The organism is Promicromonospora noduliphila (assembly GCF_056951025.1).
In genome coordinates, this window is sequence record NZ_CM167806.1 from 2972345 (window position 1) to 2993703 (window position 21359).

At 73.4% G+C, this 21359-nt stretch carries 19 protein-coding genes, 1 tRNA gene and 1 pseudogene; 12 read left to right on the plus strand and 9 right to left on the minus strand.

From position 1 onward, the window contains the following. Positions 1 to 67: 67 nt before the first annotated feature. From AC0QU1_RS12990 to AC0QU1_RS13000, 3 genes are all read right to left on the minus strand, one after another. Complete coding sequence (locus AC0QU1_RS12990; RefSeq protein WP_483569768.1) at positions 68 to 1282, minus strand: AI-2E family transporter; 1215 nt, start codon at positions 1280 to 1282, stop codon at positions 68 to 70. Beyond that, entirely contained in the window at positions 1269 to 2498 is a 1230-nt protein-coding gene (locus AC0QU1_RS12995; protein ID WP_483569769.1) for an AI-2E family transporter, read from the minus strand. The genes AC0QU1_RS12990 and AC0QU1_RS12995 overlap by 14 nt, the downstream gene beginning before the upstream one ends. 269 nt (positions 2499 to 2767) lie before the next feature. After that, a tRNA-Leu gene (locus tag AC0QU1_RS13000) sits at positions 2768 to 2852 on the minus strand. Between the two features lie 336 nt (positions 2853 to 3188). Between AC0QU1_RS13000 and AC0QU1_RS13005 the strand changes: the two genes are divergently transcribed. From AC0QU1_RS13005 to AC0QU1_RS13025, 5 genes are all read left to right on the plus strand, one after another. Continuing rightward, positions 3189 to 4076 carry a universal stress protein gene (locus AC0QU1_RS13005; RefSeq protein ID WP_483569770.1) on the plus strand — a complete coding sequence of 296 codons (888 nt, stop codon included), beginning with the start codon at positions 3189 to 3191 and terminating at the stop codon, positions 4074 to 4076. A 162-nt stretch (positions 4077 to 4238) separates the two neighbouring features. Then, entirely contained in the window at positions 4239 to 6104 is a 1866-nt protein-coding gene (locus tag AC0QU1_RS13010) for a glycoside hydrolase family 15 protein (protein ID WP_483569771.1), read from the plus strand. After that, a complete protein-coding gene (locus AC0QU1_RS13015) occupies positions 6101 to 7504 on the plus strand; it encodes a glucose-6-phosphate dehydrogenase (protein WP_483569772.1) in 1404 nt (467 codons plus the stop codon). Before AC0QU1_RS13010 ends, AC0QU1_RS13015 begins: the two co-directional genes overlap by 4 nt. Next, the gene (gene ilvD, locus AC0QU1_RS13020; RefSeq protein ID WP_483569773.1) at positions 7497 to 9323 is read left to right on the plus strand and encodes a dihydroxy-acid dehydratase; all 1827 of its coding nucleotides are present in this window, start codon (positions 7497 to 7499) and stop codon (positions 9321 to 9323) included. The genes AC0QU1_RS13015 and ilvD overlap by 8 nt, the downstream gene beginning before the upstream one ends. Then, complete coding sequence (locus AC0QU1_RS13025; protein ID WP_483569774.1) at positions 9307 to 10302, plus strand: C-terminal binding protein; 996 nt, start codon at positions 9307 to 9309, stop codon at positions 10300 to 10302. The genes ilvD and AC0QU1_RS13025 overlap by 17 nt, the downstream gene beginning before the upstream one ends. A gap of 63 nt (positions 10303 to 10365) precedes the next feature. On the opposite strand, the gene AC0QU1_RS13030 is transcribed toward AC0QU1_RS13025, so the two are convergent. After that, positions 10366 to 12711, minus strand: coding sequence for a 2Fe-2S iron-sulfur cluster-binding protein (locus tag AC0QU1_RS13030; RefSeq protein ID WP_483569775.1), 2346 nt, complete (start codon positions 12709 to 12711; stop codon positions 10366 to 10368). A 114-nt stretch (positions 12712 to 12825) separates the two neighbouring features. On the opposite strand from AC0QU1_RS13030, the gene AC0QU1_RS13035 reads away from it, so the two are divergent. Beyond that, positions 12826 to 13404, plus strand: coding sequence for a TetR/AcrR family transcriptional regulator (locus tag AC0QU1_RS13035; protein WP_483616529.1), 579 nt, complete (start codon positions 12826 to 12828; stop codon positions 13402 to 13404). After that, positions 13404 to 13832 carry a YkvA family protein gene (locus AC0QU1_RS13040; RefSeq protein ID WP_483569777.1) on the plus strand — a complete coding sequence of 143 codons (429 nt, stop codon included), beginning with the start codon at positions 13404 to 13406 and terminating at the stop codon, positions 13830 to 13832. The genes AC0QU1_RS13035 and AC0QU1_RS13040 overlap by 1 nt, the downstream gene beginning before the upstream one ends. Positions 13833 to 13854: 22 nt before the next feature. On the opposite strand, the gene AC0QU1_RS13045 is transcribed toward AC0QU1_RS13040, so the two are convergent. Further along, complete coding sequence (locus tag AC0QU1_RS13045) at positions 13855 to 14310, minus strand: DoxX-related protein (RefSeq protein ID WP_483569778.1); 456 nt, start codon at positions 14308 to 14310, stop codon at positions 13855 to 13857. An 84-nt stretch (positions 14311 to 14394) separates the two neighbouring features. Here AC0QU1_RS13045 and AC0QU1_RS13050 point away from each other — a divergent pair, with 84 nt between their 5' ends. Next, positions 14395 to 14913: a TetR/AcrR family transcriptional regulator gene (locus AC0QU1_RS13050; protein ID WP_483569779.1), complete on the plus strand. Its 519-nt coding sequence runs from the start codon at positions 14395 to 14397 to the stop codon at positions 14911 to 14913. 91 nt (positions 14914 to 15004) lie between these two features. Here AC0QU1_RS13050 and recQ read toward each other — a convergent pair whose 3' ends face one another. After that, on the minus strand, positions 15005 to 16867 hold the full coding sequence (gene recQ / locus AC0QU1_RS13055; protein ID WP_483569780.1) for a DNA helicase RecQ: 1863 nt from the start codon (positions 16865 to 16867) through the stop codon (positions 15005 to 15007). Between the two features lie 133 nt (positions 16868 to 17000). On the opposite strand from recQ, the gene AC0QU1_RS13060 reads away from it, so the two are divergent. Both AC0QU1_RS13060 and AC0QU1_RS13065 read left to right on the plus strand, forming a co-directional pair. Beyond that, the gene (locus AC0QU1_RS13060; protein WP_483569781.1) at positions 17001 to 17633 is read left to right on the plus strand and encodes a ClpP family protease; all 633 of its coding nucleotides are present in this window, start codon (positions 17001 to 17003) and stop codon (positions 17631 to 17633) included. Next, positions 17630 to 18217 carry a ClpP family protease gene (locus tag AC0QU1_RS13065; RefSeq protein ID WP_483569782.1) on the plus strand — a complete coding sequence of 196 codons (588 nt, stop codon included), beginning with the start codon at positions 17630 to 17632 and terminating at the stop codon, positions 18215 to 18217. Before AC0QU1_RS13060 ends, AC0QU1_RS13065 begins: the two co-directional genes overlap by 4 nt. A 12-nt stretch (positions 18218 to 18229) precedes the next feature. On the opposite strand, the gene AC0QU1_RS13070 is transcribed toward AC0QU1_RS13065, so the two are convergent. Together AC0QU1_RS13070 and AC0QU1_RS13075 are read right to left on the minus strand one after the other, a co-directional pair. Beyond that, the gene (locus AC0QU1_RS13070) at positions 18230 to 18364 is read right to left on the minus strand and encodes a hypothetical protein (RefSeq protein ID WP_483576809.1); all 135 of its coding nucleotides are present in this window, start codon (positions 18362 to 18364) and stop codon (positions 18230 to 18232) included. Continuing rightward, positions 18365 to 18595: pseudogene (locus AC0QU1_RS13075) on the minus strand (helix-turn-helix domain-containing protein); the annotation flags it as partial. Positions 18596 to 19051: 456 nt separating this feature from the next. On the opposite strand from AC0QU1_RS13075, the gene AC0QU1_RS13080 reads away from it, so the two are divergent. Then, a complete protein-coding gene (locus tag AC0QU1_RS13080; RefSeq protein ID WP_483569783.1) occupies positions 19052 to 19402 on the plus strand; it encodes a hypothetical protein in 351 nt (116 codons plus the stop codon). A gap of 150 nt (positions 19403 to 19552) precedes the next feature. On the opposite strand, the gene AC0QU1_RS13085 is transcribed toward AC0QU1_RS13080, so the two are convergent. After that, positions 19553 to 20272 carry an SDR family NAD(P)-dependent oxidoreductase gene (locus AC0QU1_RS13085; RefSeq protein WP_483569784.1) on the minus strand — a complete coding sequence of 240 codons (720 nt, stop codon included), beginning with the start codon at positions 20270 to 20272 and terminating at the stop codon, positions 19553 to 19555. A 332-nt stretch (positions 20273 to 20604) separates the two neighbouring features. Between AC0QU1_RS13085 and AC0QU1_RS13090 the strand changes: the two genes are divergently transcribed. Further along, positions 20605 to 21255, plus strand: coding sequence for an RICIN domain-containing protein (locus tag AC0QU1_RS13090; RefSeq protein WP_483569785.1), 651 nt, complete (start codon positions 20605 to 20607; stop codon positions 21253 to 21255). Positions 21256 to 21359: the final 104 nt, after the last annotated feature.

Sequence of the window (21359 nt, forward strand, 5' to 3'; positions counted from 1 at the left end):
GGTGCCACAGAAAGAGGCTGCTACCTGCGGCTTTACCCGCCGCTCCCGGGTACGGGCGTGACCTGTGTCACACGTCCGGCGGAGCCGGCCCGTCGGCACCCGGCGGCCCGCCGCCTTCGTCGTCGTCCGGGCCGACGGCGGCAGGGGCGCCGTCGAGCGGCTTGCGCAGCGTGCTGTACACCGCCCAGGCCACCGCGATGAGCGGGACCGCGATGATCGCGCCGAGGATGCCGCCCACCACCGTGCCGCACGTGACGCCGAGCGCGACCACCACCGGGTGCAGCGAGACCTGCTTGCCCATGATGAGCGGCTGCAGCACGTGTCCTTCGAGCTGGCCGATGCCCGCGATGCCGACGGTCACGATGAGCGCCGTCAGGAGCCCGTCGGCCGCGAGCGCCACGACCGCCGCGACGATCATGGCCAGCGGCGCGCCGATGAGCGGGATGAACGTGCCGATGAACACCAGCACGGCCAGCGGCGCGGCCAGCGGCACGCCGAGGATGGACAGGAAGATGCCGGCGAGGATGCCGTTGGTGATCGCGACGAGCACGATGCCGCGCGTGTAGCCGGAGAACGTGTACCAGCCGGCGCCCGCGGCGTCGTGCCAGCGCTGCCGCGTGCGGGGCGGGACCTGCGCCATGAACCAGCGCCACATCGCGCCGCCGGAGGCGACGAAGAAGACGGTGCAGAAGATCGCCAGCACCAGCACGGCGATGCCCTCGACGATCGAGCCCGCGCTCTCGGCCGCCTGGCTCACCAGGGCCTGGGAGTTCTCCTGGATCCAGTTGGCGGCGTCGTCGATCCACTGGTCGCGGGTGTCGAGCTCGAGGTCGACCGGCAGCGGGCTGTTCTCGATCAGGTTGACGATCTGGTCGATGCCGGTGTTGAACTCCCCGGCGAGCCGTTCCCACTGCCCGGCGACGGAGACGACGACGTAGGTCAGCAGGCCGCCGACCACGAGCAGGCCGGACAGGATGGCCGCGGCCGTCGCCAGGGGGCGGGGCATGACGCGGGTGTAGAGGTCGGTGAGCGGGTTGAGCACCGCGGTGAAGACCAGGGCCAGGAACACCGCGACGAAGACGATCAGCACCTGGGTGACGGCCCAGAACACCAGGGCGATCCCCGCGACGAGCAGGATCAGGCGCCACGACCAGCCGGCCGAGGTGCGCAGCCAGGGCGGCGGGTCGCTGTCGCGCGGCGCGGGGGCGCCGTGCGGTGCGGCCGCCCGTGGTGCGGCGGTGGTGTGTGGTGCGGGGTCGGACACCGAGTCAGTCTGCCGCATGGGCAGCTCCGCCGCCCTGCGCCGCCTCGGCGCTCCGCGGCGCCACCTGTGCGTCCGCCGTGCGGCCTGCGGCCGCCGTGCCCGCCGTCCGCCGCAGCCTGCTGAACACCGCCCAGCTCACCGCGGTGAGCGGCACGGCGACGACGGCGCCGAGCAGCCCGCCCAGCACCGAACCGGCGGCGACCACGAGCGCCATCACGACGGGGTGCAGCGAGACCTGCTTGCCGGTGATCAGCGGCTGCAGCACGTTCGCGTCGATCTGGGCCACCACGACCATGCCGATCAGCACCACCAGCGCGAGCACCGGGCCCTTGGCGGCCAGCGCCACGAGCGCGCTGATCACGATGGCCGCGACGGGACCGATCATCGGCACGAACGCGCCGAGGAACACCACCACCGACAGCGGCAGCGCCAGCGGCACGCCCACGACGGTGAGGAAGATCCCGGCCATGACGCCGTCGGTCAGCGCGACGAAGAACATGCCCCGCGTGTACCCGGAGAACGTGGTCCAGCCCGCGCTCGCGGCGGTCTCCCAGCGCTCGTGCAGACGCTCCGGGACGAGGCTGAGCGCCCACTGCCACATGCGCTCGCCCTGGGTCAGGAAGAACACGGTGCAGAAGATCGCGAGCACGACGGCGGTGGCGCCCTGCGCTATCGACCCGGCGCTCTGGGCGGCGGTGGTCACGTAGTCCCCCGCGTTCGCCTGGAACCACTCGCCGCCTTGGGTGAGCCACTCGCTGGGCGTGCCGAGGCCCTCCAGCATCGGGGTGCCCGCGATCAGGTCCGCGAGGTCCGTGAGGCCGGTGGCGAACTCGGTGGCGAGCTCCTCCCACCGGTTCACCACGGAGGACACCACGTAGGTGACCAGCGCGCCGACGGCGAGCACGGCGGTCAGCAGCGAGGCCGCCATGGCCAGTCCGCGCGGCATGACGCGGTCGTAGAGGTGCCCCAGCGGCAGCAGCACGGTGGTGAAGGCCAGAGCCAGGAACAGGGCGACGAACACGAGCTGCACCAGGCTCACCACGTAGAACACGACGGCCACGGCGACCGCGATGCCGACCAGCTTCCAGGCCAGGTCACCGGTCGACCGGATCCACGGTGCGCCGAAGCTCGACGTCGGCGGAGCGGTCGGCTCGGGCACGCTCGGCGGCGTGGTGGTCGGCGGTTCCGCCGCTGTCGTCAGCGCTACCGTCGGCGCGTCAGCCGTCATCGCCATGCTCCAAGTATTGTTTTTGGGCGAATTGTCCAACCGGACGTTAGCGGCACGCCGGTTCTCGCGACAACCGACGCGCGGGCACGAGCCTATGCGCCCGCCCGGGACGGGGCGCGCCGATGTTCCTCCAGCGGCACGCCGCGCCGCAATGCGCTTCACCGAACAGGGCGTCGGGGTCGTACTCGGGCGCCGAGTGTTGCGGCGTCGAGCTGCGGATACGACGAAGCCCCTGGTTGTGGACCCAGGGGCTTCGCGTTCGCTGTCTCAACGAGTGTCCGGAGGGGGACTTGAACCCCCACGCCCGATAAAGGGCACTAGCACCTCAAGCTAGCGCGTCTGCCATTCCGCCACCCGGACAGGTGGACCCGACCGGCGTTTCCGCCGTTTCGGTGCGGGGAAAAACATAGCACGGGCGAGCGGCCCACCCCGAATCGAAAACCGTGTGAGCTGGGTCGCCGTCCCGGCACCGCCGTACGACGTCAGCGTGCCGGCCGGGACGGTGCCCGCTACGTGGCCTGTCCCCGTCCTGCTGCCCGCCGTCGAACAGGGCGCCGTCGAACAGAGCCGAGTACTCGCCGGCAAGGCGCGGATGGCGAGTACCGCGTCTCGTCCGCCGGATCGTGGCCGTCGGGCGGCCGTGTTAAGAAGGAACGGTCCTGGTGGTCTGGGAACGTCCGTGAGGAGCGGGTTCAGATGACGGATACCTCAGGAAGGCCGGTCGTCGTCGGTGTGGACGGCTCGGCGTCCGCCACACGGGCCGTGCAGTGGGCCGCGCAGGAGGCCGTCCGCCGCGACGTGCCGCTGCTGCTCGTCAACGTGTGGACGTCCGTACCCCCTGCCGTGCCCCATGCGACGGCGATGCTGGCCTCTTACGAGGACGCCATGGTCCAGCAGGGCCACCAGTGGCTGGAGGCGGCGACGGCGGTGGCCGAGGAGGCGGCGCCCGGGGTCCGGACGAGCACCCAGCAGCTCTCCGGTTCGACGGCGGGCCGGCTCATCGGGCAGTCGGCGTCCGCGGACCTGGTCGTGGTCGGTTCACGAGGGCTCGGCGGGTTCAGCGGGCTGGTGATCGGATCGATCGCCGTGGCGCTCGCCACCCACGGACACTGCCCGACGGTGGTCGTGCGCGGGGCGGACGCCCCGGGCGCGCCCCGGCCCGACGCCCCGGTCGTCGTCGGCGTGGACGGGTCGCCGACCAGCCGGGCGGCGGTCACCTTCGCGTTCGCGGCCGCCTCGGCCCGACGCGTCCCGCTGATCGCCGTGCACGCCTGGAGCGACCTGCCGGTCCCGACCGGCTGGGAGCTGACGGCGCCGTGGCCAGCGATCGAGCAGGAGGAGCAGGAACTGGTCGGCACGTGGCTCGCCGAGGACCAGGAGCGGCACCCGGACGTGCCCGTCGAGCGCGTGGTGGTGCGCGACGCCCCCACCCGCGTGCTGCTCGACCACACCGCCGGAGCCCAGCTCGCGGTGGTCGGCTCCCGGGGCCGCGGCGGCTTTCGCGGGCTGCTGCTCGGGTCCACCAGCCAGGCCCTGATCTACCACGCCGCCTGCCCGGTGGCCGTGGTGCCGCCGCCTCGTTAGATCGCCTCGTTAGATCGCCTCGTCAGGTCGCCTCCGAGGGCAATCTCGGGCAGCGATCTCCGCGGGCCATCTCCGCGGGCCAGGAATGGCGACGATTTCAGATGGTGTAATGCGCACGCCCCCGGCCGTCGCGTTCGATATCCGCGAGGTAGCGTCTTCGGCATGGGGATTGTTCACGATCCCGCTTTCCGTCCCGTCCGCCTGGTCGACGGCTACCCCGCCCTGGAAGACCTCGGGCTGATCGGCGACGGCTCCACCACGGCACTGGTCGGTCGCGACGGCGCCGTGCACTGGATGTGCGTCCCCGCCTTCGACTCCGAGCCCCTCGTGTGCGGTCTCCTCGACCACCGGGCGGGCGGCGAGTTCGTCGTCGCCCCCGAAGGCCTGCTGGACTCCCGCCAGACGTACGAGACCGACACCGGCGTGCTGGTCACCGACCTGCGCGGACCCGAGGGCACCGTCCGCGTGACGGACGCCCTGGTGCTGCGCTCGGGAGCCGACCTCGCCGACGACGCCCCCGCCGGCCGGTCCGAGCTCGTGCGTTCCGCGGTGGTGCTGTCCGGCCGGGTCCGCCTCCGGGTCGCGCTCCGGCCGCGCGGCGGAGCCCTGGCCCACCCGTCGCTGGACGGGCTCGCGGTGCGGCCCGCACGCCGGCCCGAGCTCCGCCTGCACCTGCGGGCCAACCTGACGCTGACGGGCCTGGACGACGTCTACGAGCTCGCCCAGGGTGACCGGCTGGACCTGGTGCTCTCCTGGGGTCGCTTCCACCGCCACCACGCCCTGGACGTGGAGTCCACCCTCCAGCAGACCAGGGACGCGTGGCGCCGGTGGATGGGCCGGTTCAGCTACGACGGCCCGGAGCAGGCGATGGTCCGGCGCTCGGCCATCACCCTCAAGCTCTGCGACCACTGGGAGAACGGCTCGGTGGTGGCGGCGCCGACGTCGTCCCTGCCCGCGCCGGTCGGCGGCGTGCGCAACTGGGACTACCGCTACACCTGGATCCGGGACGCGTCCTACACCGTCTTCGCGATGCGCCGGATCGGCTTCGTCACCGAGGCCGACGCCTTCCTCGGCTGGGTCCTGGACGCCTTCGACCAGAGCCGCGACGCCCGGATCATGTACACCATCGACGGGCGCCGCGTCCCGGACGAGCTCGAGGACGGCGAGCTGGAGGGCTACCGGCGCTCGCCGCCGGTCCGCTGGGGCAACGGCGCGGCCGACCAGCGGCAGCACGACGTCTACGGCGAGGTGCTGGACTGCGCCGACCAGTGGGTCAAGGCCGGCGGCCGGCTCCAGCCCGCCCTGTGGCAGCGGCTCAGGTCGCTCGCCGACACGGCCGGCCGAGCCTGGCGGGAACCCGACCAGGGCATCTGGGAGGTGCGGAGCGAGGGCCGCATCTTCACCTACTCGGCGGCCATGTGCCAGGTGGCGCTCGACCGCGCGGCCGCGCTCGCCGAACGGCTCGGGCAGGACGGACCCGTCGCGCGCTGGCGGTCGGAGGCCAGGGCGCTGCGCGAGACCATCCTGACGCGGGCCTGGAACGACGACGCCAAGCTGCTCTCCGAGCACCTCGACGGCGGCACGAGCCTGGACGCGAGCCTGCTGGCGCTGTCCCTCCGCGGCGTCGTACCGGCCGACCACCCGCGCATGGTCGCCACCACCGCGGCGATCTCGGAGCGACTGTCCGCCGGCGACGGGCTGCTGTACCGCTACCGGCACGACGAGTCGGCCGACGGGCTGCCGGGCGACGAGGGCGCGTTCCTGCTGTGCAGCTTCTGGCTGGTCGACAACCTGGCGGGCCAGGGGCGCCTGGCCGAGGCCGAGGAGCTGTACGCATCGCTGTGCGCCCGCGCGAGCCCGCTGGGCCTCCTGTCGGAGCAGGTCGACCCGGCCACGGGTGCCCTGACCGGCAACTTCCCCCAGGCCTTCAGCCACATCGGGGTGATCGCGAGCGGGGTGACGTTGGCCCGGGCGCACGCTGCGGCCCGGACCGGGCCCGGGCAGCACGCCGACGGGGAGACCGGATGACGATCCAACGGCTGGCGATCTTCGGCGCGACGGGCGACCTGACGGCCCGTTTCCTGCTCCCCGGGCTGGCCGCCCTGCGCGCCGGCGGGCACCTCGCGGACGGGTTCCGGCTCGTCGGTGCCAGCCGGGAGGGCTGGGACGACGAGCGGTTCCGGCGCTGGGCCGCCGAGCAGCTCGACCGGCACGCGGCCGGGTACCCGGCCGAGGCGCGCCGGTTCGTCGTCTCGGCGTCGCGCTACCGGCGCGCCGACGTCACCGACCCCGCCGCCGTCGCGGCCGTGACCGCAGGGGACGGCCCGGTCGCCGCCTACCTCGCGCTGCCGCCGTCGGTCTTCGGTGCCGCCGTCACGGCGCTGCGCGACGCCGGCCTGCCGCCGGGCAGCATGATCGTCCTGGAGAAGCCGTTCGGGGAGGACCTCAAGCAGGCCGAGGAGCTCAACTCCCTGCTCCTTGGCGCGGTCGGCGAGGAGTCGGTCTTCCGCGTCGACCACTTCCTGGCCATGACCACCGTGCAGAACGTGCTGGGCACCCGGCTCGCCAACCGCATGATCGAGCCGATCTGGAACAGCGCGCACATCCGTGACGTCGACATCGTCTGGGACGAGTCGCTGGCGCTGGAGGGACGGGCGGGCTACTACGACGGCGTCGGCGCCCTCAAGGACATGCTCCAGAACCACCTGCTGCAGCTCCTGTGCCTGGTCGCCATGGAGCCGCCGGTCAGCCTGGACGCGCGGGGCCTGCGCGACCGCAAGCTCGACGTCCTGCGGTCGGTGCGCCCGCTGTCGGACGCCGACGTCCGGCACCGGACGCGCCGGGCCCGGTACACCGCGGGGACCATCGGCGGCCGCCCGGTGCCCGCGTACGTCGACGAGGCAGGGGTCGACCCCGGCCACCGGACCGAGACGTACGCCGAGGTCACCCTGCGCCTGGACAGCTGGCGCTGGTCCGGCACGAACTTCCGGCTGCGGACGAGCAAGGCGGTCGGCGCCGACCGCAAGGAGGTCGCGGTCCGATTCCGCCCCGTACCGCACCTCCCGGCGGGCTTCGCCGGCGACACCGCGCCGAACGTCCTGCGGTTCGAGCTCGAACCTGAGGGGGTGCAGGTCGAGCTCACCGGCATCGGCAGGCACGGCAGCACGCTGGCCCCGGTGCGGCTGGCGGCCGAGCTCGAACCGCCCGCGCTGCCGGCGTACGGCCGCCTGCTCCTCGACGTCCTGCGGCGCGACACCGCGCTGTCGATCCGCGGCGACGAGGCCGAGGAGTCCTGGCGGGTCCTCGACCCCGTGCTCGCAGCGTGGGCCGAGGACCGCGTGCCGCTGGAGGAGTATCCCGCCGGGTCCGACGGGCCTGCACCCCGTCCGGAGGCGGGCCCGACCACCGGAGGGGACCGCGATGGGTGAGCGGAGCTCCGGGCCGATCGACCCGCGCACGCTGCGCAGCCAGCACCTGCGGGAGATCAACTTCCAGGGTGACGCGCTGCGGCTCGGCATGAACTGGACCGAGGAGGACCTCGGCAAGCCGCAGGTGCTCGTGGAGAGCGCCTACGGGATGGGGCACCCCGGCACGTTCCACTTCCGCGGCCTGGTCGAGGAGGTCTCGAACGGCGTCTTCGAGGCGGGCGGCAAGCCCGCGGAGTTCGTGGTGTCGGACATCTGCGACGGCGTCGTCCAGGCGACCGAGGGCATGAGCTACTCGCTGATCTCCCGGGACGTCATGACCGCCATGATCGAGATCCATGCGCTGGCCCACCCGCACGACGGGATGGTGCTGATCTCCGGCAACGACAAGTCCGTCCCGGCGCACCTGATGGCGATCGCGCGCTGCGACCTGCCCGCCGTCCACGTGCCCGGGGGCACCCAGCTCAACGCCCCCGACTCCGTGGCGTCGAACCAGATGTGGGAGATGGGGGCGGCCGTCACGCGGGGCGAGCTGGCGGCCGCCGAGCTCGAGCTGGCCCAGCGCGGTGCGTGCCCGACGTGCGGTGCGTGCCAGTTCATGGGCAGTGCCTCCACCGGACAGGTGCTGGCCGAGGCGCTCGGCCTCGCCCTCCCGGGCTCTGCCCTGGTCCCCGAGCCGCTGACCAAGCTGCTGCGCTACGCCCGCGCCGCCGGCAAGCAGGTGCTGCGCCTGATCGCCGAGGACATCACGCCGCGACGCATCCTGACCCGGGAGGCGTTCGAGAACGCGATGGTGCTCCACGCCGCCGTCGGCGGCTCGACGAACGCCCTGCTGCACCTGCCCGAGATCGCCCGGGAGGCCGGCGTGGAGGTCACGATCGACGACTTCGACCGCATCCACCGGGACGTCCCCGTGCTCGCCGACGTGATGACGACCGGCCGCTTCCCCGCCGAGTACTTCTGGTACGCCGGCGGCGTGCCTGCGCTGATGCTCCAGCTCCGTGACCTGCTGCACCTGGACTGCTTCACGGTGACCGGCCGGACGCTGGGCGAGAACCTCGACGAGATCGAGCGGGACCCGTACTTCCTGCGCGAGCGGCAGGGGTACCTGAAGAACGTGAAGGTCCGTCCGGAGGAGATCATCCGGCCGCGCGCCGAACCGTTCGCCACCGACGGCGGCGTGGCGATCCTGCGGGGCAACGTGGCGCCGGAGGGCGCGATGATGAAGACCTTCTCCGTGCCGGAACCGATGCGCACGCACACCGGGCCGGCCCGCGTCTTCGAGGACGAGCCGCAGGCCGTCGAGGCCCTGGTCGAGCGCAGGATCGTGCCGGGCGACGTGATGGTCATCCGGTACGAAGGGCCGCACGGCAACGGCATGCCGGAGATGTACTTCGCCGCCGCGATCCTGTCGGCCGACCTGGTGCTCGGGCACACCACGGCGATCGTCACGGACGGCCGCTACTCGGGCGCGATGAGCGGCCCCTGCGTGGGGCATGTCGCGCCCGAGGCGCTCGACGGCGGCCCGATCGCGCTGATCGAGGAGGACGACCTGATCGAGATCAACGTGCCCGAGCGGCGCCTCGCGGTGGTCGGCGTCGGCGGCGAACCGCGGACGGAGGCCCAGATGTCGCAGATCCTCGCCCGGCGGCGGGAGCGGTGGACGCCCCGCCCGCCCCGGCACACCCGGGGCATCCTCTCGCTGTACGAGCGGATCTCGAGCTCGGCGTCGCACGGCGCGTCGCTGCTCGGCGACGGGCACACCGCGTTGGCCTCCGGCGCACGCGCCGCGGAAAGGACCGGCGATGACGACCACACGTGAGCCGGTGGTGATCGCCGACTACGACTTCGGCGACGTCGACATCGAGCGGGCGATCATCGAGGACGCCGGGTTCGAGCTGGTCGCCGCGCAGTGCAAGAGCGAGGACGAGGTCATCGAGGCGGCGCGCGACGCGGCCGGCGTCGTCACCCAGTACGCGACGCTGAGCGCGCGTGTCATCACGGAGCTGACCCGGTGCCGCGTGATCGCACGGTACGGCACCGGCGTCGACGTCGTGGACGTCGAGGCCGCCCGCGCGCACGGCATCGTGGTCACGAACGTGCCCAACGACTGGTGCGAGGACGAGGTCGCCGACCACGCGATGGCCCTGCTGCTGGCGGTGGCCCGCCGCATCACCGGCTACGACCGCGCCACCCGCGCCGGCACGTGGCACTGGCGGTCGGGAGCGCCGATCCACCGCCTGCGCGGCAGCGTGCTGGGCCTGCTGTCGTTCGGCGCCATCGCCCAGGAGATCGCCGTCCGGGCGGCCGCGTTCGGCATGGTGGTCACCGCCCACGACCCGTACCTGCCGCCCGAGCGCCTCACCGCGGCGGGCGTGCGGCCGGTGACCCTCGACGAGCTGGTCAGCACCTCGGACGCCCTGGTGATCCAGGCTCCGCTGACCCCCACGACGCACCACCTGTTCGACGCGGCCCGGCTCCGGCGGATGAAGCCCACCGCGATCCTGGTCAACACCGCGCGCGGCCCGATCGTCGACGACCGCGCCCTGCACCGGGCGCTCACCGAGGGCTGGATCGCGGGCGCCGGCGTCGACGACCTCGAGGAGGAGCCGGCGAAGGTCCGCGGCTGGCGGCCGGACAACCCGCTGCTCACCCTGGACAACATCGTCGTCACGCCCCACGCGGCCTACTACTCGGAGGAGTCGATCGCCACGGTGCGGCGGTTCGCCGCGGAGGAGGTCGTGCGGGTGCTGACGGGCAAGGAGCCGCTGTCGCCGGTCGGTGTCGGGGCCGACACGTAGCTGCCGGGCCCCGGCACCGGTGCCCTTGTCTCACGGGGGTGCGGCTGAGGTCGCCCGGCCAGGTCACGGTTCCGCGATGTCCAGCGTCACCTTGGACAGCGGGCAGCCCACGCAGGTCAGGACGTAGCCGTCGGCCTTCTGCTGCGGGGTCAGGCAGTTCGGCTCGTTCATAGCGACCTGCCCGTCTCGGAGCCGCACCATGCAGTCCCCGCAGCTACCGACGGTGCACGAGTAGGGCATGGGCAGTCCCGCGGCGAGGCCGGCGTCGAGCAGGGTCTGACCGGGCTCGACGACGACGGTGCCGACCTCGTGCTCCCCGTCCTCGACCACCAGCTCCTGCGGCGCCGTCGAGGCAGCCGCCGTGTCCGCGCCGCTCGTGTAGCGCTCCTGGTGCACGCGGTCGTCCGGCACGCCCAGCTCGGTCAGCACGCCGTGGACGGTGTCCATGAGCGCCTCGGGCCCGCACAGGTAGTACCGGGCGTTCGCCGCGGGCCGCGCCTCGGCGAGCCAGCCGCGCACGCCCGCGGCGTCGAGGCGCCCGCGCTCCCGGGTCAGCACGTGCGTGACCGACAGCCGCCCAGGGCTCTCCCGCTCCAGCCGGCGCAGCTCGTCGGCGAAGATGACCTCCTCCCGGGTGCGGTTGCTGCACAGCAACCAGATCCGCCCCGACGACGGCCGCGCCAGCAGCGTGCGGATCACGCTCATCATCGGGGTGACTCCGCTGCCCGCCGCCACCAGGACGACGTCGTGCGCCGCCGCTGGGTCGATGTGGAACGTCCCGGACGGGCCGCGCAGCGACAGCACGTCCCCGGCGCGCAGCCGCTCGTGGACGTGGGTCGAGAACCGCCCGTCCGCCACCCGCTTGACCGTGACCTCCAGCCGCGACGCACCCGGCGCCGACGACGCGGAGTAGGCGCGCCGCACCGGCCGGCCCTCGACGTCGGCGACCAGCGTGAAGAACTGCCCGGGCCGGAAGTCGAAGGTGCCCGTGCGCGCGGCGTCCTCCAGCACCAGCGTCACAGCGCTGGGCGTCTCCGGGCGGACCTCGGCGATCCGCACCTCCCGCAGCGGGTGCTCCGCCCGCCCGGCGGCTGCCACCTCCGTCCGCCCGGCGCGCGGCGACCCGACCTCGACGTTCGCGTAGCCCTCCTTCAGCAGGCCGGACCGGTAGGCGCGGTCCATCGCCAGCCGCATGAGCCGGCCCGCCCCGGGGATCCGCATGACGGCCCTGAGCACGGTGGCCAGCGGACCCTGCCCGGTGTCCGCCATGCCGGCGGCGAGGTGGTCCGAGGCTATGGCCGCCAGGTCCGGTGCGGTGTCCCGGTCGAGGTGCGTGGCCGGGTTCCACACGCGCGAGCGGGCCAGGGCGTCGCTGGCGGCCACCTCGGCATGCTCGACGTCGATGAGCAGCGCCGCGTGCGGAGCCGTACCGCGCAGCGCCAGCGTCTCCAGCAGCCCGGGGTCGTCGGTGATCGATCCCCTGCCGCTGACGTGCAGCACCCCGGTCCGGCCCGGCACGAGGGCCGCGAGCGAGAGCCGGTCGTCCTGGAGCAGGTTGTGGAAGCTGTCCGCGCGCTTGTTGCCCCTGCGGTCGGGGATGACGAGCGTCCGGCCGTCGAGGATCCGCGCGACGGCCTGCTGGTCCCCGCGCGGGCTGGTGTCACTGCCGTCCGACTCGTCCCAGGTGGACAGGACGAGGAACGGGGCCGCCGCGAGGAAGCCGGCCACGCCCGGGCGGTGCAGCGGGTCGTCCGGCACGGGCTCCCCCGGCCCGGCCGTCCCGGCCGATCTCGCCGGTGCGGACGGCTGCCCCGCAGGAGCCGACGGCTGTCCCGACGGCGTCGGCGCCTGCCCTACCGCCGTAGACGCCTGCCCTACCGCCGTAGACGCCTGCCCTACCGCTGTCGCCAGCCGCCCCACCGCCGTCGGTGGCTGCCACAGCCGCGAGCGGATCACGGCCTGCGCGCAGTGTACGTACGCCTCCCGGACGTCGACGAACGTCTCGGCGCCCTTGCGCCGGGCGACCGTGCCGTTCACGCGCAGCGTCTCACCCACCCCCGGCAGCAGGAAGACGAACGACACCGCGCCGTGCGCGGCGCCGTCGGGCAGGGTGAACGAGAAGCGGGTGGGCGAGTGGACGCGGACGAATCCGGGTGTGCCGCCGATGAAGGTCGTGCGGCTGGCACCGCTGGCGTCGCGGTAGCCGAATCCGGCGAGCGGGCAGTGCGCCAGGACGGTCCGTGAGCCCTCGTCGAGGACGCTGAGCTGCTTCAGCCTGACCGCCGACGGCGCCCGCCCCACGAGCGCCTCGATCTCGTCGACAGTGGTCATGCGGTGGAGCGCGGTCGGCGGCCGCCCGTACTCCGCCGAGCTCACGAGCTGGTCCACGGTGCTGTTTTCCCAGGTCACAGTACTATTGTGAGTAGCTGGCTCAGGTTTTTCTACTCGCTTTTGTCGCCCTCGGGGAGGATCCGGATGTCGTCGGCCGACCGTCGCTTCGCACCACGTCGCAGGCCGCGCCAGGTGCGCGCAGAGCTCACCCGCGAGCGCATCCTCGCGGCGGCTGCTCACGTTTTCGCCGAGCACGGCTACGCCGCCGGCACCACCAACCGCATCGCCGAGCGGGCCCGGGTGTCGATCGGGTCGCTGTACCAGTACTTCCCGAACAAGGACGCGATCCTCGCCGAGCTCCTGGTCCGGCACGTCGACCGCGGGGCGTGGGCCGACGCCGACCGGCTCGACCTCTCGGCGGGCACGCTGGAGGCGACCGTCCGGGCGCTGGTGCGCGACGTGATCGAGCACCACCACGACGACCCGCAGCTCCTGCGGGTGATGCTGGAGAAGGCGCCGGCCTCCCAGGAGCTCTTCGACACGATCGACCGGTACGCCAGGCTGCGGACCGCCCAGGTGCGCGACGTCATCGTCCGGCATCCCGACGCCCATGTGGGCGACCCCGACCTCGCCGCCGAGCTGATCCTGACCACCGTGGAGCTCAACGTGCACAGGTTCATGGCGGCCCCGCGGACGGTTCCCGTCGGCGCGATCGAGGACGAGCTGGTCACCATGGTGACCAGCTACCTGCGCGGGAAGGAGGTCCTCTGATGTGGTGGCGGGACACCCTGATCGGGCTCGGCATCGCCGTGCTGGTCACCTGGCTGCTGCTGGTGGTCGCGCTGCTGGTCGTACGCCCCCAGGGCAACGTGCTCCGCGAGGCCCTGCGGATCCTGCCGGACCTGATCCGGCTGCTGAAGAACCTCGCCACCGACCCGGACCTGCCCCGCGGCGTGCGGATCCGGCTCGGGCTGCTGATGGCCTATCTCGCCGTCCCGTTCGACCTGGTCCCCGACTTCGTGCCCGTGCTCGGCTACGCCGACGACGCCATCATCGTGGTCGCCGTGCTGCGCAGCGTCGTCCGTCGCGTCGGCCTCGAACCGCTGCGCCGGCACTGGCCGGGCACCCCGGACGGGTTCGCCGCGCTGTCCCGCGCTGCCGGGCTCGACCCGACGCCTCCGGCCGAACCCCAGCCATAGGGGCTGAACCGTCCCGCACCGCTCAGTACGGCAGCCAGACCACGGCGGCGCACGTCCCCACGTAGAGCGCCTGCTCCACGAGGCGCCGTCCGATCGGGGTGGCGGGCTTGCCGCCGAACAGGACGCCGCGCCGCGCCGCCGAGATGTTCGCCGGGGTCAGTGCGAGCGTGAGGAGCCCCAGGCAGATCGCCGCCGCGGGCGCCGTCGCGGGTACGAGCAGGCCGATCGCGCCGGCCAGCTCCAGGATCCCGGTGCCCGCGACGAGCAGGTCGGGGCGCGGCAGCCCGGGCGGGACCATGCGCTCCAGGTCCCGGCGCACGTCGGGGATGAGCCGGCCGGAGGCCGCCAGGAGGTAGACCGCGGCGAGGCCGACCCGGGCGGCGTCGTGCCAGGAGTCCAGGGCGGGGACCGCGAGCAGCCCGAGCAGTCGGGCCACGGCGGTGATCCCGAGCAGCAGCACGGGGAGCGGGACGGGCATGACGATCCAATCTTGACGGCGACAAGTTCGAGGGAGACTTCATCACTTCCGGTGCTATCTTGTCAATGGAAAGATTGGAGCCCGATGACCTACCACCACGGAGACCTGCGCCGCGCGATGACCGAGGCCGCCGCGAGGGCGGTCGCCGAACGTGGGCCTGCCGCCCTCAGCCTGCGGGAGCTGGCGCGTCTGGCCGGGGTCTCGCACGCCGCGCCGGCCCACCACTTCGGCGACAAGGCGGGCGTGCTCACGGCTGTGGCGACCGAGGGCTTCGTGCTGCTCGCGGCGACCCTGGAGCGGGCGGGCGACGACCTGCTGGCCGCCGGCCTCGCCTACGTGCGGTTCGCCGTGGACCACCCCGGCCACTTCGCCGTGATGTTCGACCGCAGCCTGCTGCACGCGGATGACGCCGACCTGCGCACGGCCGAGCAGGCGGCCGCCGACACCCTCGCGAGCCTGACGCCCGACGCCGACGGCGCCCGGGCCGCCTGGTCGGTGGCGCACGGCTTCGCGAGCCTGTGGCTCTCCGGCGCCATCACGGGACCCGACGTCGTCGCGGCCGCCGAGCCGGTGCTGCGCCGAACGGTCCCGCGGCAGCCCTGACGCCGTTCCCCCGGTTCAGTCCTCGACGATTCACTCCTCGACGGTTCAGTCCCCCGAGCGGTTCAGTCCTCGGCCGTTCGTCCTCAGCAGTTCAGTCCTCAGCATGCAGAGCCGCCAGGATCCCCGCGCCGTAGCGCTCCAGCTTGGCCTGACCGACGCCGCTGATCCCGCTCAGCGCGTCGAGATCCGCCGGGCGCTGCGCGGCCACCGCGCGCAGCGTCGCGTCGTGGAACACCACGTAGGCGGGCACGCCCTGCTCCTTGGCGGCCGCCGCCCGCCAGGCGCGCAGCCGCTCGAAGACCTCCCGGTCGGCGTCCGAGAGCTCCGCCGCCTCCGGGCGCGCGCCGCCCGACCGCGCGGGCCTGCGCGTGCCGCCCTGGGGTGCCGGATCGCGCCGCAGCCGCACCTCGCGCCGTCGGCCCAGGACCTCCGCGCTGGCGTCGGTGAGGAGCAGCGTGCCGTGGTTCGGGTCCACCTCCAGCAGCCCGAGGGCCAGGAGCTGACGCGCCACGGACCGCCACTCGCCGTCGGACAGGTCGGTGCCGACACCGAACACGGTGAGGCTGTCGTGCTCCCACTGCGTGATCTTGGGCGTTGACCTGCCCCGGAGGATGTCGACCACGTGCCCCACGCCGAAGCGCTGGTTGCGCTCGCGGTCCAGCCGGTAGACGGCGGACAGGAGCTTCTGGGCGGCGATGGTGCCGTCCCAGGCCTCTGGCGGGTTCTGGCACGTGTCGCACGCGCCGCAGCCGCCGGGATGGTCCTGGCCGAAGTAGCGCAGGAGCTGGGCGCGGCGGCACTCGACGGTCTCGCACAGGGCCAGCATCGCGTCGAGGTGGGACGAGAGCCTGCGGCGGTGGGCGAGGTCGCCGTCGGACTCGGCGATCATCTTGCGCTGCTGCACCACGTCGGCCAGGCCGTAGGCGAGCCACGCCGTGGACGGCAGGCCGTCGCGTCCGGCGCGGCCGGTCTCCTGGTAGTAGCCCTCGACCGACTTGGGCAGGTCGAGGTGGGCGACGAACCGGACGTCGGGCTTGTCGATCCCCATGCCGAACGCGATGGTCGCGACCATGATCACGCCGTCCTCGCGCAGGAACGCCGCCTGGTTGGCCGCGCGCACGGGGGCGGGCAGGCCCGCGTGGTACGGCAGGGCGCGGATGCCCTGGTCCGTGAGCTGCTGGGCGGTCTTCTCCACCGACGCGCGGGACAGGCAGTACACGATGCCGGCGTCGCCCGCGTGCTCGGTGCGCAGCAGGTCCAGGAGCTGCCTGCCCGGGTTGTCCTTGGGGGCCACCCGGTAGGTGATGTTGGGGCGGTCGAAGCTGGCGACGAAGTGCCTGGCCTCGGTCAGCCCGAGGCGCGTGGCGATCTCCTCGCGGGTCTGCCGGGTGGCCGTCGCGGTCAGCGCGATGCGCGGGACGCCGGGCCAGCGCTCGGCCAGCTCGCCCAGCCGCAGGTAGTCGGGGCGGAAGTCGTGGCCCCACTGGGACACGCAGTGCGCCTCGTCGATCGCGAACAGCGCGATGGTGCCATCGGAGAGCAGCCGGGCGGTGGACTCGACGCCGAGCCGTTCCGGGGCCAGGTACAGCAGGTCGAGCTCGCCCGACCGGTAGGCCCGCTCCACCTCGCGCCGCTCGTCCGGGTTCTGCGTGGAGTTCAGGAAACCGGCCCGGACGCCGAGCGCGTCCAGGGCGTCCACCTGGTCCTGCATCAGTGCGATCAGCGGCGAGATCACGACGCCGGTGCCGCGCCGCACGAGCGCGGGGATCTGGTAGCACAGCGACTTGCCGCCGCCGGTCGGCATGAGCACGAGGGCGTCGCCGCCACCCGCCACCGTCTCGATGATCTCCTGCTGGTCGCCGCGGAAGGCGTCGTAACCGAAGACCTCACGCAGCACGTCGAGCGGAGTCGGTGCGACGTCGAGCGCGGGTGTGGCGGCATCCGGGAGCGTCATGTCGGCCAGTGTGCCAGGAGCCGGTGACACGGGGCAGGCTTTCCACAGGGCGGCTCTCCTTCGCTGCTCTGAGCAGCCCTGCTGTGGGCAGATTCCGCCCCGCACGGCCCCCTCCGGCAGGCACGGTGGTGCCATGACTGACGACACACCCAAGCCGCCGCTGTTCGGCGAACGCTCACGACGCGACCTGTACGAGCGCCGGGTCCTGGTGCTCGACGGGCCGCTCGACGACGACAACGGGACGCTCCTGATGACCCAGCTCATCGCCCTTGCCACCGAGGACCCGTCCGCCGACGTCGACCTGTGGATCCACTCCCCCGGCGGGTCGGTGCCCGCGATGCTGGCCATCCGCGACCTCATGCGCACCGTCCCGAACGACGTCTCGACGCTGGTGCTGGGCATCGCCTACAGCGCGGGACAGTTCCTCCTGTCGGCGGGGACGCCGGGCAAGCGCAGGGCGCTGCCGAACGCGCGGGTCCTGATGCACCAGGGTTCCGCGGGGATCGCGGGGACGGCGGTCGACATCGAGCTGCAGGCGGACGACCTGCGGCACACCCGCGACACCGTGCTGCGGCTCATCTCCGAGGACACGGGGCAGCCGGTCGAGCGGGTCTTCGAGGACTCGCTGCACGACCACTGGTACACGGCCGAGGAGGCCCGCGAGTTCGGGTTCATCGACACGATCGTTCAGGGCTTCGACGACATCCGGCCACCTGATCGTGTACCAACCGGCTTCATCGCAACGGTCGAGGGGGACGCCCGATGAGCAGCTACACCATCCCGAACGTCATCGCGTCGCACCCACGCGGCGAGCGGATCATGGACGTCTACTCCCATCTGCTCACCGAGCGGATCATCTACCTCGGCACGGCGGTCGACGCCGGCGTCGCCAACGCCCTGATCGCCCAGCTCATCCACCTGGAGTCGAGCAACCCGGACGGCGACGTCCAGCTCTACATCAACTGCGAGGGCGGCGACCCGAGCGCCGGCATGGCCATCTACGACACCATCCGGTACATCCGGCCCAAGGTGTCCACGACGTGCGTCGGGCAGGCCGTCGCCGTCGGCGCGGTGCTCCTGGCCGCGGGCGCCGAGGGACGGCGGGCGGCGCTCCCGCACGCTCGGGTCGTGCTGCACCAGCCCGCCGCGCAGGGGCGCGGCGCGATCCCCGACCTGATCCTGCAGGCCGACGAGGTGGTCCGGATCCGCGCCGACATGGAGGCCGCGCTGTCCCGGCACACCGGCCAGAGCGTCGAGACGCTGCGGACGGACACCGACCGCGACCGTATCTTCACCGCGGCTGCGGCGCGGGACTACGGCCTGGTGGACCACGTGATCGACCAGCGGTGACACGGGCGGGAGTCAGGCCGCGAGCGCGAAGGCCGCCCGGCAGGTCGGCTGCCACAGGTTGTCGCGGACGGCGACCAGGCGGTCGGCGACGGCGAGGACCAGCTCGGCGAGCGTGATGTCCAGCGCACCCGTGAGGGCCGCGATCATCTCGCTCGACGGCTCCTTGGCGCCGCGCTCGATCTCCGAGAGGTACTGGGGCGAGATCCCGGCCCGGCGGGCCGTCTGGTCGAGGGTCTCACCCCGCGCGTGACGAAGCTGCCGCAGGCGTTCCCCGAGCAGGTGCCGCAACAGCGGTTCCCGGTTCCTCGGCGGCGGGGTGTCGGTCTCATCGGGTGCCCGGTCGCGCTCCGGGCGCGCGGGCGAAGCGGTGTCGGCCATACCTGAGGGTAGAACCGCTGGTGCGGCGGACGGCGGCGGTTCTGCTGCGAGCAGATGGACTCCCGCGCCCAGCCGTCGTCAGTCGTCGCCGTCCTGGTCGCCCCGTCGCCGTCGTGATCGTTGTCCGACCAGCCGCCTCCCGAGCCCCAGCGGGTACCGCCGTCCCAGCCGTCATCCCCCGTCCACACCCGCTCGTCGTCCGAACGGTCGTCGTCCGCCTCGCCGTACTCCACCCCGTCGCGTCCCGCGCCCACCGGACGCCCGAGTCGGACCGCGAAGGTCCACAGCACCGTGTACCGCCCCTGGCGCAGGCGGCCCGGTCCTGCCACCGTCTGTCCGGCAAACAGTTCCAGGACCACCGGGCCCGGCTCGATCACCTCGTCCTCCGTGCCGTCGGGAAACAGGAGGTGCGCGTACCGCTCCTCGCCGTCGTGCTCGACGACGACGGTGCGCAGCGTGAACCCGGAGACCGTGCGCCGGCGCGCCACCGCCCGGCCGTGCAGCGTCAGCGCGACCCGGCCCCGGGAGGCGCGCAGCCAGCGCAGGCGCACCACCACCGCGTCCGCCGTCGAGCCGATGGCGAACAGGCCGGTCAACGCCATCAGCGCCAGCGGGAACACCACGAACAGCCCGCCGCCGTTGGCAGCGACGACCGCCGCCATGAGGCCGAAGAAGGCCGCCCCGAACCACCAGGGGCCGCCGCCCCCGCTCTGCGACGCGCGCCGCGCGGCCTCACGCTGCCCTCCCGGGTATCCGACCTCGTACCTGGCACCGTTCCACGGCTCGTCCCGCACGGCCCGAGCCTAGCGGCCCGAACCGTCGTCCGGCCCGGCCCCGCGATCAGGCCCGGTCCGCCGTCAGGCCCTGTTCGTACCCCGGGCCGCCTCGCCCCGGCCCGGGGCCGTCGGCGCCCTCAGCGCGACGATCTGCCATCTGCGGGCCCCTACGGACGGACCCTCAGGTGGCCTCCGGATCGGCCCCCTGCGCCGCGCGTCCGCCGTCGACCGGCAGGACGGCGCCGCTGACGAACGCCGCCGCGTCGGAGAGCAGGAAGGCCACGACGTCGGCCACCTCCTGGCCGGTCCCGACGCGGCCGAGCGGGTGCAGCGCGGCCATCTGGCGGTCGACGCCGGGATGCTCCCGCCGGTACTCCTCGTAGCGCGCGGTCGCGATGGAGCCGAGGGCCACGGCGTTCGCGCGGATCCCGTCGGGCCCGTGGTCGACGGCGACCGCCCTGGTCAGCGCCTCGACGGCACCCTTGGCCGTGGCGTACGGCAGCGCGCCGCGCACCGGCCGCTGCGCCTGGTGGGACGAGACGTTGACCACCGCCCCGGGCCGCCCGTACCGCAGGAAATGGCCGACGGCGGTGTGGCAGCCCGTGACGGCGAGCGCCAGGTTCGCGGTGATGATCCCGAGCACGTCCGACGGCGGCGCGGTGACCGGCGCGTCCCGGAAGATCGCGGCGTTGTTGACCCAGCCGGACAGCGGGGCCGCGGCCTCCGCGGCGTCGGCGGCGCGCCGGGCGACGTCGGGATCGGCCGCGTCGCCGCTGACAAGCGTCACGTCGGGGTGGTCCCAGTCGAGCGACGCCGCGACGTCGAGGATCACGACGTGGCCCTCGGCGGCCAGCCGCTCCACGATGGCGCGCCCGACGCCCTGGGCGCCGCCGGTCACCACGAACGAGCACGTCGGAGCGCGACCGTCCGGACTACGTGTCTCGGCCTCACGGCGGGTCGCGTCCCTGTGTGCCTCGTCCCCGTGTGCCTCGCCCCCGTGTGCCTCGTCCCCGTGTACCGGCCCACTACCTGCCGCGCCCGCAGGGCGTGCCTCGCCTCCGCCGCGGGCCTCGTCCCCGCTGCGAGTCTCGTCAGCGCCGCGAGCCCCGGCGCCCTGTCCCGTCGCATCTGCGTTCCCGGTCACCCCCCGATCCTGCACCCGGAGCGCGCCGCAGACCGAGTAGGGTGCGGCGCGAACGGGTGAATGCCGCGGGCCACGAAGGGAAGACAAGGGTGTACGACCAGGTCACGCCACGTCGGCGCGCGCCGATCGGCCTGCTCGTGGGGGTGCTGGCCGGCGTGCTGGCACTCGGGGCCATCGCGGGCACGGTGTGGGTGCTGAACCGCGACGTGTCGGCCGACGCGTCCGGCCCGGCCACCTCGACCCCCGGCACGACCGAACCGAGTCCGACGGCGAGCCCGTCCGAGGCGAGCCCCGTGAGCGACCCGGCCGGCCCGGAACCGTCGCCCACCCCGACCGCGTCCGCCCCACCGCCGCCGACGGTCGTACCGCTGCGGAGCGCCGGGTCGGGCCGGTGTCTCGACGTGCCCGGCGGCGCCGCCGTCGACGGCACCGCGCTGCACATCTACGACTGCAACGGGACCGCCGCCCAGCAGTGGACCGCGTCGCCGTCGGGCGAGCTGCGCGTGCTGGGGACCATGTGCCTGGACGACCCGAGCGGCGGGCAGGCCGGTACCGCCGTCACCGTCTGGACGTGCCACGGCGCCGCCAACCAGCAGTGGAGCCCGCAGGCCGACGGCACCGTGCGCAACGTCGCGACAGGGCTGTGCCTCGACGTCGCGAACGCGCTCGTGGACAACGGGACGCCGGTCATCGTGTACGACTGCCACGCGGGGCCCAACCAGCAGTGGTCCACCTCCTGATCCGCTGACGCCGGTTCAGCAGCTCTTGGCGACCGGAATCCGAGGGGGTCGTGGTCGCCCTGCTGAACGCCGGCCAGTCCGGGGTCACCGCTGGGCCGCCGTCC

What these genes read in the sequence shown, in the direction of transcription:
- AC0QU1_RS13045 (WP_483569778.1), bottom strand. Translation starts at nt 14,310, where the DNA reads ATGCCCGTCCCGCTCCCCGTGCTGCTGCTCGGGATCACCGCCGTGGCC.
- AC0QU1_RS12990 (WP_483569768.1), bottom strand. Translation starts at nt 1,282, where the DNA reads ATGCGGCAGACTGACTCGGTGTCCGACCCCGCACCACACACCACCGCC.
- AC0QU1_RS13040 (WP_483569777.1), top strand. Translation starts at nt 13,404, where the DNA reads ATGTGGTGGCGGGACACCCTGATCGGGCTCGGCATCGCCGTGCTGGTC.
- AC0QU1_RS12995 (WP_483569769.1), bottom strand. Translation starts at nt 2,498, where the DNA reads ATGGCGATGACGGCTGACGCGCCGACGGTAGCGCTGACGACAGCGGCG.
- recQ (WP_483569780.1), bottom strand. Translation starts at nt 16,867, where the DNA reads ATGACGCTCCCGGATGCCGCCACACCCGCGCTCGACGTCGCACCGACT.
- AC0QU1_RS13025 (WP_483569774.1), top strand. Translation starts at nt 9,307, where the DNA reads ATGACGACCACACGTGAGCCGGTGGTGATCGCCGACTACGACTTCGGC.
- AC0QU1_RS13050 (WP_483569779.1), top strand. Translation starts at nt 14,395, where the DNA reads ATGACCTACCACCACGGAGACCTGCGCCGCGCGATGACCGAGGCCGCC.
- AC0QU1_RS13060 (WP_483569781.1), top strand. Translation starts at nt 17,001, where the DNA reads ATGACTGACGACACACCCAAGCCGCCGCTGTTCGGCGAACGCTCACGA.
- AC0QU1_RS13005 (WP_483569770.1), top strand. Translation starts at nt 3,189, where the DNA reads ATGACGGATACCTCAGGAAGGCCGGTCGTCGTCGGTGTGGACGGCTCG.
- AC0QU1_RS13070 (WP_483576809.1), bottom strand. Translation starts at nt 18,364, where the DNA reads ATGATCGCGGCCCTCACGGGTGCGCTGGACATCACGCTCGCCGAGCTG.
- ilvD (WP_483569773.1), top strand. Translation starts at nt 7,497, where the DNA reads ATGGGTGAGCGGAGCTCCGGGCCGATCGACCCGCGCACGCTGCGCAGC.
- AC0QU1_RS13065 (WP_483569782.1), top strand. Translation starts at nt 17,630, where the DNA reads ATGAGCAGCTACACCATCCCGAACGTCATCGCGTCGCACCCACGCGGC.
- AC0QU1_RS13010 (WP_483569771.1), top strand. Translation starts at nt 4,239, where the DNA reads ATGGGGATTGTTCACGATCCCGCTTTCCGTCCCGTCCGCCTGGTCGAC.
- AC0QU1_RS13015 (WP_483569772.1), top strand. Translation starts at nt 6,101, where the DNA reads ATGACGATCCAACGGCTGGCGATCTTCGGCGCGACGGGCGACCTGACG.